The sequence below is a fragment of the Streptomyces sp. NBC_00236 genome (assembly GCF_036195045.1).
GTDB lineage: Bacteria > Actinomycetota > Actinomycetes > Streptomycetales > Streptomycetaceae > Streptomyces.
In genome coordinates, this window is sequence record NZ_CP108100.1 from 4320588 (window position 1) to 4333440 (window position 12853).

Sequence of the window (12853 nt, forward strand, 5' to 3'; positions counted from 1 at the left end):
ATGATTGCGAGCCGGGGGTGCGACGGCCAGTGAAACCACCGCCGGTCCGGCTGTTTGCAGCCGTTTGCCGCTGTTTGCCGCCGTTCTCCGGTGCGCGGAGCCGCGGAACGGGGGTGTACCGGACCCGCCTCAGCCGCCGAGCCGGTCCGCGCGCCCGTACAGATAGCGGGCCTCCGGGATGCTCAGGGTCCCGGAGGCGGCCGCACGGTACGCGGCGCGGGCGCCCTCCGTGTCTCCCGCCCGTTCCAGCAGGTGGGCGCGGACGGCGTCCAGCCGGTAGTGGCCCGCCAGCCGGTCCGCGAGGGCGTCGGTCTCCGCCAGGCCGGCCCGGGGCCCGTGGACCATGGCGACGGCGACGGCCCGGCTCAGCCCGGCCATCGGCTCGGGGGCGATCCGTACGAGGACGTCGTACAGCGCCAGGATCTGCGGCCAGTCGGTGTCCTCGGCGCGGGCCGCCTCGTCGTGCAGCGCCGCGATCGCGGCCTGCACCTGGTAGGGCCCGGCGGGACCCTCGCCCAGCGCCTCCTCGACCAGGGCGAGGCCCTCGGCGACGGCCGCCCGGTCCCAGCGGGCGCGGTCCTGCTCGTCGAGCGGGATCAGCTCGCCGTGCGGTCCGGTGCGCGCGGCGCTGCGGGCGTCGGTCAGCAGCATCAGCGCCAGGAGCCCGGTCACCGCCCCGTCCCGGGGCAGCAGCCGACGTACCGAACGCGTCAGCCTGATCGCCTCCCGGGCCAGGCCGGCGCGGTGCAGGGAACGCCCCGAGGTCGCCGTGTAGCCCTCGTTGAAGATCAGGTAGAGCACCTGGAGCACGGCCGCGAGCCGCTGGTCCCGGTCGGCGGGCCCCGGCTGGACGAAGGCGGCCCCCCGGACCTTCCGCTTGGCCCTGCTGATCCTCTGGGCCATCGTCGCCTCGGGCACCAGATGTGCGCGGGCGATCTCGGCGGTGGTCAGCCCGCCGACGGCCCGCAGGGTCAGCGCGATCTGCGCGGCCGGGGCCAGGTCCGGATGGCAGCACAGGAAGAGCAGGGTGAGGGTGTCGTCCTCGGACGGCGCCCGGCTGCCGCCCGGCACGGACTCGTCGGGCGCCGGCGCGGTGAAGGCGTCCCGCGGCGTGAGCGCGGCCGCCTCCTCCTCCCGGGCCCGCCGGGCGGCGTCACTGCGCAGCCGGTCCACGAGCCGCCGTGAGGCCACCTTGATCAGCCAGCCGCGCGGATTGTCCGGCACGCCCTCCTCCGGCCACTGGCGGGCGGCGGCGATCAGGGCCTCCTGCACCGCGTCCTCGGCCGGATCGAAGTGCCCGTACCGGCGCACCAGCGCGCCGAGGACCTGCGGGGCGTGCCGCCGCAGCAGGTCCTCGATCTCGGTCGTCCGTCTCACACATCGCCTCCGCCGCTGTCGATGGGCCGGATGACCACCGGACGGACGGGCGCACCGGCGGGCGCCGGACACTCGGTGATCCGCGCCGCGATCTCGGTGACCCGGTCCAGGCTCTCGCATTCGAGGACCCAGTACCCCGCGAGCAGCTCCTTCGTCTCCCCGTACGGACCGTCGGTGATCACCGGACGGCCGTCCTCGCCCGCGGAGACGTACCGGGTCCTGGACGGTTCCACCAGCCCTTGGGCGTCGACGAGCTCACCGCTCTCGGCGAGATCGTTGGTGACCGCGCCCATGAACCCGAACATGGCCTGGATGTCCTTCTCGTTCCAGGCCGGATTCCCTTCGGACGCGTTCCCGCGCATCGCCTCGTAGTCGGCCTGCGAGCCCTGAACCATCACCAGGTACTTCATGATTCCGCTCCCTCTGTCCGTTCCCTCGCCGCCCCTCGTGGGCGACTCTCACAGGGGACGTCGGAGCGGGCCGGTCGTTCTCGACACCGCGCCGGAGCGTTTTCCCGGAAGCCCCGAGAATTCCCGGAACGGCCCAGGAGGTCCGGACTCAGGCGGGCACCGGGGCGTCCGCCGCAACGGCCGGTGCGCTCGCTGCCTCCTGCGCGCCGTCCTGCGACCGGCGCGCGGGGCGGCGGTCCGCCGCGGGGAGATGCGCGATGACGTGGGCGTGGAACCGGTCGACAGCGTCGTCGACACTGCGGATGAAGCCCGACTCGGCATTGCCCCGGGAGAGGCCCATGCCCTTGAAGAGGGAGAGCCGGAACCCGGTGATCCGGCTGCCGTCGCCGGGAAGCATGTCGCCCGGCTCCGGACGGAGCCGTTCCAAGGTGCCGCGCGGACCGCTGCGTCCGTCGAGCAGCGTCTCGACGTGGAGGTCGGCCGGCGCGTCGGCCAGCTGCCGCATCAGCCGCTTGGCCGAGGTGAGGGGGTACGCGCCCTCCGGTGCCGGGATCTCCACCGAGGTGCGCAGCTTCCCGGTCCGCAGGTCGGCGACGATCGTGATGACGCCGGGCGAATCCTCGACCCGCAGTCCGGCGGTGAGGCGGCCCTCCTCGCACAGCCGGTCGGCGAGCGCGGCCCGTCGCGACTGTGGGGTGGTGCCGCGCTGGGCGCGCTGGACGGGCAGCGTCCTCTGGCCCAGTTCACCGCCGAGCCGCAGACAGACCTGGCGGATGAGACGCTCCCAGCTCTCGACGACCTCGACGGCACGCGCATCGCCCTGGCTGAGCGTCTCCGTGTCGATGCCGTTGCGCACGGGCACCCACGAGGGGCCCATGTTCTGGAAGCCGTGACAGCCGGAGTTCTCGTGCTGGAGGTAGTGCAGGAGTTCCTGGAGGAGCCAGGCGTGGGCGGCGTTGCCGACGCCCTCGTGACGGATCAGCATGTGCGCCTGGTGGGCCACCTCGGCCCAGGACAGGTGCCGGAGCGCGACCTTGTGCTTGCGCCGGCCGTCGGTCTTGACGTCGACGAGGGGACTGCCCTCCAGGGCCACGTCGTTGGAGAGCGTGATCACGGCCTCGTACCCGCGGCGGGCGGCGATGTCCATGTAGTTCTGGACCTGCTCGGACCGTAGTGCGTTCCCGTTCGTCTTCGTCTCGACCAGGGCGGTCCACAGCTTTCCCGCCCGCTCGACCCGGATCACGCCGTCGGGGCGCTTGGGGGTGTCGCCGTGCGGGAGCGAGACCTCGGTGAAGGTCTCCATACGCCCGGCCGGAGCGCCGAAGGCGGCCGTCAGCCGCCGCCCGAACTCCGGAACCTGTGCCATGACCGACAGCAGCACGGAGGTGGCCCGGACCTCCCGCTCCTTGTCGCTCTTGAGCGTCGGGGCGGGGAAGAGCCGTGCGGCGTGCCACGCGTCGTTCTCGGCCAGCGACTTCTTGACGACGGCCGGGAGGGTCACCTTCTTCTTCGCGGTGCGGGGGCCGCGGGTGCGCCTGGGCGGGGCGGCGGCCGGATCCGTACCCCCTGCCCCGGACTCCGTGATCCCCGTCTCCGTGGCACCCCCTGCTCCGGACACCGGGCTTCCGGCTTCGCGTACCGGCTGCCGTGGCACGGAGGCGGGCTCCTGGGCGGCGGGCGGCCCCGCGGCTTCACCGGGTGCGGGAGGGGCCGGCGCCCCGGGCGGCTCCACGGCCTGACCGGCCACCGCGCCCTCGCTCGCGTTCCGGTCGTTGTCCCGGTCCTCGTCCCGGTCCTCGTTGTCGTTCTCGCCCTCGTCGTCGACATCGATGCCGAAGTCCGTGGCGAGACCGGCCAGGCCGGTCTCGTAGCCCTGGCCGATGGCCCGGTACTTCCACTCCGTGCCGCGCCGGTACAGCTCTCCGAAGATGAACGCGCTCTCCACGCCGGCATCCGCGATCGAGAACCCCAACAGCACGTCGCCGGCGCGGTCGGCGACCGTCATCCGAAGATCGTCGAGCTCACCGAACCGCGAGCCGCCGTAGCGGCTCGCGGCCACGACGATGCGTTCCACACCGGCGGGCACGGCCGTCAGGTCGAGGCTGATGCGGTCCTCGCTGCCGCCGTCGGTCGGGGTCTTGCCCAGCAGTTGCACGCTGCCGTCGGCCGCCGCCGGGTTGTTGTAATAGAAGAAGTCCGAGTCGCTGCGGACCTTGCCGCCGCCGTCGAGCAGCAGGACGGACACATCGGCGTCGCCGTCCCCCGAAGTGCTGCTCCAGCTCAGACTCGCGATGACCGATCCGGCGTCGTCGCTGAGGTCCGCCAGGCCGACGTTGGCACCCTTGGTCATTTCGCGCATGCAGTCCCCCAGACGCGCCGCCGTGTCGGGTGGCGCCCTGGCGACGGCAGCATGTGTTGATCCGTGACACAGCGCGATCCGCCGCACACGAGGAGAACGGTATAGCCCGAATGGAGCATTCGTGAAGGAACCGTGAACTCCGCTTGGGTGCGGCAGACGAGACCCGGTCAGGAGCCGCGGTCAGCCCTTCCGCAGCGAGGCGAGGCCCTTCTGCATGTCCTCGGCGTTCATGACCGGCTGGATCTCGATCTTCGCGCCCAGGGCCTCGAAGAGAGGCTCGGCGATGGACGGCAGGAGCGAACTGTCCTGCATGTCGAAGACGAACGTGCAGGACCGCTTTCCCTCGCTGGGTCCGAAGTAGGCCGCCTCCGGCTTGAGCCGCTCCGTGAGCGACCGCACGATCTCCGGCAGGCTGCCGTTCTTGATCGCCTCGTTCGCGAGCTGGGTGTCCAGTTGTGCTCGCAGCATGACCCTCATGGTGTGGCTCCTTCCGTCACCCGGGGCCGGCGCGGATCCACCCGCGCGCAGGGGACCCCGGCGACGTCCCGCTCAGCGTCACCGCGGGCGGCCGGGGCAGCCAACATCTCGTGCACCATCCGGAGACCGGGCTGACTCGAGGAGAGGTCATGAAGAGCTGATGAGGAGCTCATGAGGAGCTGCCCCACACGCCGTCGGCGCCCTCCGACTGACGTGCTACGGGTGAATGTGCGCCCAACGCGATGCGCCGCGGGCCGGGCACCGGCACGCTGCTGAGTGCGGAGCAGCCGGGGGGATGCGCAGGCCAGGGGCCTGTCGCTGCTCTCCGCAACCGGAGCCACGGTCCCGGCGGACGCGAGTCGAGGGGGGCGCTTCAGTGACGTTCGGTGCAGTTGGACCACCCGGTCACCCGCACGCGACGGGTGAGCCGGCCGACAGAGGCGGCGCGGAGCCGGGGGTTCTCCCCGTCGGCGCGCAGCCGGAGGCCGCAGCCGTGCGGACGGTTCCGGTGCAGCCGTGCGGTCCGCCCGGTGAGCAGGGGCGGCGGCCGGTGCCCCGCCACGTGGCGTGCGTGATGGACGGGAACGGCCGGTGGGCGCAGCAGCGCTCCCTGCCGCGTACGTCCGGGCACAGCGCGGCGGAGGCGACGGTGATCGATGTCATCGAGGCGGCGCGGTCGGCGGGGGTCGAATGGCTCAGCCTGTACGCCTTCTCCACCGAGAACTGGCGGCGCCCGGGCGAGGAGGTCGACTTCCTCATGCGCCTGGTACGCCGGGTGGTGCGCAAACACGCGCTGCTGCTGCACGCACGCGGCATCCGGTGCCGGCTCCTGGGAGCCGAGGACCCGCGAATCCCGGCCCCGTTGGCCCGGGACTTCGCCGACCTGATGACGCTCACCGAGGCCAATCGGGGCATGACGCTGACCGTCGCGTTCGACCACGGAGGGCGTCAGGACATCGTGGCCGCGGCACGATCCCTCATCCGCGCGGGGGTGCCCGCCGATGCCGTCGACCAGGCGTGCTTCGCCGCGCACCTGCCCGTCCCCGACACACCCGACGTCGACCTCGTGATCCGTACGTCCGGCGAACAGCGCATCTCCAACTTCATGCTCTGGCAGGTGGCCTACGCCGAGTGGATCTTTCCGCCGGTGCTCTGGCCCGACTTCCGGGCCCCGCACCTTCTGGAGTGCCTGCACGAATACCGGTGCCGCGACCGCCGCTTCGGCGGAGTGGCACCGCAAGCGAAGGGATGACCTCACAGGTGAAGGACACGGACGACAGCCACGTCGTGCAGACCGGGCCCGGTACCGGGATCCCGTACGAAGACCCCGGCCGGGAGACCACCGAATCGCCGCCCTCATCCCTGTTCGGGCCCGGCTCCCAGTTCCACCGCTTCTTCAACGATCCCCGCTGGGCACTGGCCGTCGTCAGGGCCACCGTGCTGGAAGCCGCGCACCCGCAGATCGGTGCGGCGCTGGCCGACAACTCCTCCTTCGTGGTGCACCCGTGGCGAAGGCTGAGCAACACCCTCGTGAGCCTGCAGCGCATGTTCGGAGCCGACGAACACATCAGGCAGAGGGAGGCGGCGCGGCTCAACCGCCTCCACGCACGGCTGAGCGGCACGGATGCCAGGAACCAGCCCTATGACGCGATGGACCCCGAGGTGCGGGCCTGGGTGGTCGCGACGCTTTTCGAAAGCTCGGTCACCATGTGCCGGCTGAGCGGACAGCCGTTGGACCAGGAGACGATGGAGGGGCTCTACGCCGAATTCCGGGCCTTCCTCGCAGCCTTGGGGGACCGGGCGGGCCATCTGCCGCCCACCCTGCCCGAGTTCTGGCAGTACTACGACCGCATGGTCGCGGAGGAACTGCAGAACACGGAAGCGCTGCGCATCATCCTTTACAAGCTCTTCGAGCATCTGCCGGCACCGCCGCTGTTCGCAGGGATGCCCACGCTCTGGGCGACGGGCCGTGCGCTCGCGGGGCCGGTCATCGGCACCGTCACCGTGGCCTCCCTCCCCGAGGTCTTCCGCCGCAGGGCAGGCCTGCCGGAGGTCCCCGGCGCCCAGACGCTGATGCAGGGCGCCTACATGGCCGCCCGCCTGGCCCGCGCCCTGCCCGACAACTGGGTCCAGGCGGAGAACGTCGTCAGCCTGCTCAACCTGTCGCCGGAGGGCGACAGCCCTTTGGCCGAGACACTCACCACGCTGCGCGCCCGGACCAAACGGGCCGGAGCGCTGTTTCGGCTGATCACACCGGTACCGGCACAACAGAGTGCCGCGGACGGCCCGGGCGGGGCCGAGAGCCGACGTGATGCCCGCGCGTTCTTCACCGAGGTACTGGACCAGACCGGGGACGGCGCCCTGGACTGGCCCGACCTTGCCGCCATGGCCCGGGAACTCTGCTCCCGTCTCGACCTGGACGAACCGGAGGAGACCCGCCTGTACGACGCCTTCGCCGCGTGGTGGAGGGAACTCCAGGCGGCCCTGGACAGCGACGGGGACGGACGGGTGAGCGAGGACGAGTACGTGGCAGCGGCCCCGTCCCTGGCAGGACCGGCTCTCATCAGGGTCGCCGAGACCCTCTTCGATGCCGCCGACGCGGACGGCGATCAGTCCATCGACGCGGAGGAGTACCGGGCGCTGTTCAGGAGAGGCTTCGGACGATCGGTCCTGGACGCCGAGGGACGCTACTCCCGGAGCGCTTTCGTCCGGGACTTCCTGTCCTTCATGTCAGGCCGCCAGCGCTCGACCGCCTACGACCCGCTGCTCTCCGACGCGTAGAACCTCGGCCCGCCGGGCCACCCTGGCCTGTCCGCAACCCGTGTGGACCCGGAGGCGGCTTCTCGTATGGCAGCCTCGGGAAGAGGCACCGTTCGACCACGGCCCGGCTTCGCTGGGTCATCCGGAGGATGACCCAGCACCGAGGATGAGGATCCTGGCGGGAGGCGGTCATCGCGCACGGTTCCTCGTTGAACCCGGCTGACTACGCGCCGCACCCGAGCCCGCCGAAGGCCACGGCTGACGAGCTTGCTCAGGCATACGCCGGGCTGATGCAGTCGGGAGAGAAGGCGACCCGGGCCAACGACCGTGTTGCGGACTCCGGCCGGGCCGGACGTTGGTCCACCGGGACGGAGAAGGACTCTTCCGAAAGTCCAGAGTGGCGGCATCTCGGAAGTCTGTGCCGACTCCAGGCCGGGCCGTCTCCAGCATTCTTGGGGAAAGAGACCTACGTACCTGCTGGTGGGGTACCGGTCGTGTAGCCCACGCACCTGCGTGATCGGCGGATCAGTCGCGTTCCCGCTACCGCGGTCTCGTACGGGACCGCAGAGCGCATGCAGCGCTTCGCCCTGTCCGACGGGGATATTCTCTGCGCCCGGACGGGCACGGTGGGACCCGTGTCCCAGGCGCGGGCGGACCAGGCGGGGCGGCTGTTCGGCACGAACCTGATGCGCTTTCATACCTTCGAGCCCGTGATCTTCCGCCGCATCTTCTGGCCTGCCTCTCACTGCGAGTTGCGCTTCGCCAGGTGAGCAGCCTTGCGGATGGCCTCGGCGTATGGGGCGTCGGTGGCGCGTTTCTCCGGGGCAAGCTCGCGGAAGGGGATCAGCGACGCATGGGAGCTGTCCACTGATTGCATCCATGCGGACCAAGCATTGTGGACGTCTTCCTCGGCCACCTGCTCCCCCTTGGCCTCCAGCAATACGGCGTAGATGCGGAATAGATCGTCGGAGTCCGCAGGAGGTTCTGCGCTCGGGGGTAGGCAGGAACGGATCAGGTCGGCTAGCTGATCAAGATAGGTGGTCACATGGAGAGTGTGCCCACAAAGAGGATCAGGTGCACCGCGCCAAACACCAAGGGCACAATGCGCTCGGACGTTCCGAGCTCTGCGTAGCGTCTGCGCCAGGCGGGAATCGGATCGCTCTTCAGCGCCTCCCATTCGTCAGCGAAGATCTTGACTGGGAGCCGGTCCTCCAGCTGGTTGATGACAGTGAACTTCGCGGCGTTGAGGTCCCGGTAGCTGCGAAGTTGTATCCACCACGCAGCGGACAGGGTCATGCCCGCGAGCGCCACGGCCAGGGACACCCACCAGGGAGATTCCGAGAGCTTGGGAATCCCGAAGGCGACCAGAGTGATCAGCGCTGACTGCACGGACAGGAAGAAGGCGTTGGCGATACCGCGGGGCGCGGATACCCGGTCCGCCATCTCTGCGGCGAGCTTGTAGAGCTCCAGTACCTCGGACCGCACGTTCGATTCCGGCGGTGTCGTCACCGAGCCCCTCCGACTAGCTTCTTGAGGTTGCCCCAGGTCAAGTCGTAGACCTGGGCGGTCGTCTTCGTGGTGGTCGGTTTCTTCCCGGAGTGCCCGTTCAGCAGACAGTAGGCAACCTGCTTTTCCTGGGTGATCCCGAGCTCGATATCTACCCCGACCGCCTCGCCCGTGTGCTTGCCACAGACCAAGATGACAGGATCCGACCGCTTGATCCCGGCACGGGCTCTGTCTGAATCCTCCGAATTATCCGACAGGCCGTGAGCCAGGGAGCGACGCATTCTGAAGATCATGCAATTCCTAGATCTTTATACATGGCCGTAAAGCGGAGTTTGGGTGCTGAGGTCAGATGTGGCAAATCCCGCTCTCGCACGGCCCACGCAGCCGTAATCGCCTTCTCGAGGGCGATTTTGCAGTCATCGAGGCCCATTTTGGGAGTACCCCACTCATCTGCCAGTCGCCGCTGGCGCGAGAAGAAGGATTTTGCAGTTCTGCTGAGGTCGAGAAGGTGCCCCAGTGTCTCTGCAGCTCGGACGCCCGTGGCGAACTCATCCCGCGGTACATTTTGGTGCATCGTTGCCATGGTTCCACCCACGGCTGCAAGGGCGGTTTCAATGTGGCCGGATCCAGGGGAGTCACTCTCGCGCAGATCCGATAGAGAGATCGATGAGAGCCAAATGGAAACTGCCGGATTCCCGAGGGTACCTTCGGTGGTCGCCCATTCTCGGTAAAATACTCTCTCTTTGTTTGAGAGATTCTTGTCCTGCATTGAGGGGAGCATCTTGGATGTTTTCTCCGAGATGAACGCCGCTTCATCGGCCTGACCTGTCTTGCGAAGAATGTGCGCGAGGTTGTGGATGTAGCCAAGGGAGTTCTTCTCCTCGTCTACGGCCGCTCTTGCTGCGGCAATAGCAACCTCTGGTCGAGATTTCTCGAAGAAGCGGCATAGGTTCGTGTATTTTTCGTAATCGCGAACAAAGTGATGCCGTCCGACGCGGAAGGCGGACTGCACTAGCCTGCTATATGTCTCTGCGAGATTTACATTAACCTGCTCTGCGACAGTGATGCACGCTTCGGCAATCAGCCGGTGTCGGGTTAGTACGCCACCCCCCGCAATGGTGACTGCTGCCTCGTCGCGGAGAGGGATTACGACTTCGCTCATGATGCGAGAAGTCGGCACACCAAGTGCTTCTGCGAGAATGTTTGGTGGGAGCTGCAGGCGTGCCAAATGTGCAGCCGCGATGTAAAGGAAGGCGCTGGACAAGGTAGAACCTGAAGGGGTTCTCTGGGCGGCGAGGGATCTCATCAGGTCCCTCACGCGATCCGTGAAGTAATCGCCATAGCGAACACGAATCATTCCGCCGAGGAGGGCTCCGTCCTCTATGGCCGCCTCTTCGCGAATTGCCCTGAGGAGTTCTGAGACCCGTGCATCGTTGTGCTCCCACTCGGCAAGGCGGCCAAGCCCTTTTTCGCCATGCCGGCTCCAGGCGGCGACTACCAACTCGGCGTCAGCCTCGTCCAGCCCGGTTAGGTAGGTCTTCCGGTACCCGATATGCGTCGCCCACGGGTATGCATCGCCGCGAACATGAGACCAATCGATTGTGCGAGCAACTGCGACATAGGAAATATCTGGACGCGTGACTTTGTTGACGACTTCGAATAGGTCGCGGGCGATTTCTTCTGCGTCGTCGCTAAATAGGATGTAATGCCTACCCGTAGGTAGTGATTGTACAAGCTGCGTGTCGAGGCCTGCTCCTGGAGTTCTCCACAGGACATAGGAAGCGGGTGCAGATCTGGCTATTTCCGCCGCGCACTGCATGGCGACCGTTGTCTTTCCTTCGCCGCTTGCGCCGTGGATGAGCCGCAGTCGTCCTACAGGTGATTTCGGCGAGTAGTTCATAAGTTCCGTGGCCAGCGCTTTGGTTACACCTCGCTGCGGAAGTCCTCCATTGACGATATCGCTCCATGTGGGCGGACGTCCGTCGAAATATGCCAGGATCTCCTGGCCGGAATAATCGGAAAGGGCCTGCTGCAGGAAATCGCCATCTAAGTGGAACCAGCCTTGTTTCAGCATGGACGTCACCCCCCATAGGCTATGTGTTGTAGTGGCTGTGGCTGTGGCTGTGTCGTTACGCTAGCCGAAGGCTGGCGGTGTTCCGCTGCCTTCCCCGGAAATCGGACCAGGAAACCGTGCAGTTGACTTGTGCGGCACTCGCGAGACTGGCGTAAATTTTGAAGTGAACTTCACTTCGTGGCGCGAGAACCCCAAGATCGGGACCGTCGCCTGTGCGTTCGGTAGCGATCTCCCACGGGTCGCCATTTGCAGGATCCGCATCGATCTCGACGCGGACATCCCGGGCCGGCCCACCGCCCGTGTTGTTGAGGGCGAGGTACCAATTTCGCTTTCCTGAGCGATCTACCGAGTCGACGTGCGGCCACACCTCTGCGGTCGAGCCTTCTCCTGTTTGGGTATTCTGCAATTGAAAGTCGTTTCTGGCTTCCTCTCGCGAGACAGCCGCAACGAGAATTGTTTCCACGTGGCGAGCTAGGTCGGCATCATTGGCATAGTCGAGAATCAGGGCTGATGATTCGATCCCCGCGATATATTCGTTCAGGCGCGTCGCTTGAGCCAGATCGATCGTGGTGGCATCTACAGGACGGCGACATCTGAGGACGGCCACGTATTTTCCACTCTCATTGAGCCGGGAGATCTCCTCTGCGGTACCCGATTCGTGGAGCTTCGTAGCAGTCCCCAGGCGATTGGCGAAAATTGCGATGCATGCATCGCACTTATCGACCAGTTGCCGGTTCAGGATTTTCTGAGGTGGCTGACCGAACTCTGCTGCCGCGTGAGTTCCCCAGGAGATCGGCATGATGATTGACCCGAATTGCTCACCGTATACGCCGTTCCAACGGTTGATCGACTGCTGGATGATCGTTAAATCCGTGCGCGGCACGTCACCGGGCGAGGAAATGAGCAGGCGTCTTACCGAGGCGCTGAAGGCCATGCAAGCTCCTGGTGGCAGTAGTTTCCGAGCCCTGGCAGTGAGCCTACCGAAGAGACCGTCTCGCGGGAGAGGAGGACGTGCACCCAACGACTGCAGGGGCGGCCAGACTTGGAGGCAGCGTCAAGGGGTGTTGCCACAGCGGCGCCGCTGATCCTCTTTGGGAGATCGGTGAGCTGCTCACCGGCTCCGCCGGCCGGCTCTCGGGCTGCCGGGCCGGCCGGCGGATTGGTCGTTCTTATGGTGGAGGGATGGGCCAGTGGCGCCTGGCACACTGGATACGGCGTTTGCATCTACCTGACGGAGCCCGACCGCGGGCCATCATGCCTTCCCAGCGCTCGTGCAGCCGCACCTGGATCTCCCCAGCGAGGCGTGCTGCGGCAGCGGCGGCCCTGGGCTGTCCATCGTGAGAGGTCGGTCCGTCAATCTGGTGTTCCCCGGCTGGTGCGCCGCTACGGCCGAAACGCTGCCTTGGGGGTGATGCCTGCCCGGAGCTCCGCCTGCCTGGGCCGGTCAGTGGGTCCGTAGGGCGGAACCGCAGCCGGAACGCGAAGGGCCCCGCAGCAAGCTGCGGGGCCCTTCAACGTATTGCCCGGTGAGAGCAATGGCGGAGGATACGAGATTCGAACTCGTGAGGGGTTGCCCCCAACACGCTTTCCAAGCGTGCGCCCTAGGCCACTAGGCGAATCCTCCGCGGCAAACAATACAAGACGTTGAGGAGTGCTCGCGAACCCGTTCCGCCACGGACCTCTCCGGTCCGCCCCGGAGGGGTCTCCGGGGGTGGGGGAGGTGGACTTGCGGGGGTGGGGATCGGCTAAGGTGGGCGTCAGCCCCTCACGTGGCGCTATCTGACTGAACTCCCCCAGGGCCGGAAGGCAGCAAGGGTAAGTTGGCTCTGGCGGGTGCGTGGGGGGCCCTTGTGTTGTCCGGGCCCGTGCACGGCAAGGACTTCCGGTCGC

Annotated in this window: 12 protein-coding genes, 1 tRNA gene and 1 other RNA gene; 4 read left to right on the plus strand and 10 right to left on the minus strand. The window is 67.4% G+C overall.

Annotation, left to right across the window (positions count from 1 at the left end; all coding sequences use genetic code 11):
• Nucleotides 1-129: 129 nt before the first annotated feature.
• From OG446_RS19525 to OG446_RS19540, 4 genes are all read right to left on the minus strand, one after another.
• A complete protein-coding gene (locus tag OG446_RS19525) occupies nucleotides 130-1377 on the minus strand; it encodes an RNA polymerase sigma factor (RefSeq protein WP_328895261.1) in 1248 nt (415 codons plus the stop codon).
• Complete coding sequence (locus tag OG446_RS19530) at nucleotides 1374-1787, minus strand: YciI family protein (RefSeq protein WP_328895262.1); 414 nt, start codon at nucleotides 1785-1787, stop codon at nucleotides 1374-1376. Before OG446_RS19530 ends, OG446_RS19525 begins: the two co-directional genes overlap by 4 nt.
• A 148-nt stretch (nucleotides 1788-1935) precedes the next feature.
• On the minus strand, nucleotides 1936-4137 hold the full coding sequence (locus OG446_RS19535) for a TerD family protein (RefSeq protein WP_328898345.1): 2202 nt from the start codon (nucleotides 4135-4137) through the stop codon (nucleotides 1936-1938).
• A gap of 189 nt (nucleotides 4138-4326) precedes the next feature.
• The gene (locus tag OG446_RS19540) at nucleotides 4327-4623 is read right to left on the minus strand and encodes a hypothetical protein (RefSeq protein WP_328895263.1); all 297 of its coding nucleotides are present in this window, start codon (nucleotides 4621-4623) and stop codon (nucleotides 4327-4329) included.
• A 508-nt stretch (nucleotides 4624-5131) separates the two neighbouring features.
• Between OG446_RS19540 and uppS the strand changes: the two genes are divergently transcribed.
• The 3 genes from uppS to OG446_RS19555 all read left to right on the plus strand — a co-directional run bounded on the left by uppS (nucleotide 5132) and on the right by OG446_RS19555 (nucleotide 8153).
• Entirely contained in the window at nucleotides 5132-5875 is a 744-nt protein-coding gene (uppS, locus tag OG446_RS19545) for a polyprenyl diphosphate synthase (RefSeq protein ID WP_443050276.1), read from the plus strand.
• Entirely contained in the window at nucleotides 5872-7404 is a 1533-nt protein-coding gene (locus tag OG446_RS19550) for an oxygenase MpaB family protein (RefSeq protein ID WP_328895265.1), read from the plus strand. The genes uppS and OG446_RS19550 overlap by 4 nt, the downstream gene beginning before the upstream one ends.
• Nucleotides 7405-7955: 551 nt before the next feature.
• Nucleotides 7956-8153, plus strand: coding sequence for a hypothetical protein (locus tag OG446_RS19555; protein WP_328895266.1), 198 nt, complete (start codon nucleotides 7956-7958; stop codon nucleotides 8151-8153).
• On the opposite strand, the gene OG446_RS19560 is transcribed toward OG446_RS19555, so the two are convergent.
• The 6 genes from OG446_RS19560 to OG446_RS19585 form a co-directional block, all read right to left on the minus strand.
• Nucleotides 8126-8428, minus strand: coding sequence for a DUF7701 domain-containing protein (locus tag OG446_RS19560; RefSeq protein ID WP_328895267.1), 303 nt, complete (start codon nucleotides 8426-8428; stop codon nucleotides 8126-8128). The genes OG446_RS19555 and OG446_RS19560 overlap by 28 nt on opposite strands.
• Nucleotides 8425-8892, minus strand: coding sequence for a RipA family octameric membrane protein (locus OG446_RS19565; protein WP_328895268.1), 468 nt, complete (start codon nucleotides 8890-8892; stop codon nucleotides 8425-8427). Before OG446_RS19565 ends, OG446_RS19560 begins: the two co-directional genes overlap by 4 nt.
• Entirely contained in the window at nucleotides 8889-9182 is a 294-nt protein-coding gene (locus OG446_RS19570; RefSeq protein WP_328895269.1) for a hypothetical protein, read from the minus strand. The genes OG446_RS19565 and OG446_RS19570 overlap by 4 nt, the downstream gene beginning before the upstream one ends.
• Nucleotides 9179-10963, minus strand: coding sequence for an ATP-binding protein (locus OG446_RS19575; protein ID WP_443050277.1), 1785 nt, complete (start codon nucleotides 10961-10963; stop codon nucleotides 9179-9181). Before OG446_RS19575 ends, OG446_RS19570 begins: the two co-directional genes overlap by 4 nt.
• Before the next feature lie 55 nt (nucleotides 10964-11018).
• A complete protein-coding gene (locus tag OG446_RS19580; protein ID WP_328895271.1) occupies nucleotides 11019-11897 on the minus strand; it encodes a hypothetical protein in 879 nt (292 codons plus the stop codon).
• Between the two features lie 602 nt (nucleotides 11898-12499).
• Nucleotides 12500-12587 (minus strand) — tRNA-Ser (locus tag OG446_RS19585).
• 133 nt (nucleotides 12588-12720) lie between these two features.
• Between OG446_RS19585 and ffs the strand changes: the two genes are divergently transcribed.
• Nucleotides 12721-12815: signal recognition particle sRNA small type (gene ffs, locus OG446_RS19590), an RNA gene on the plus strand.
• The last annotated feature ends 38 nt before the right edge of the window (nucleotides 12816-12853 follow it).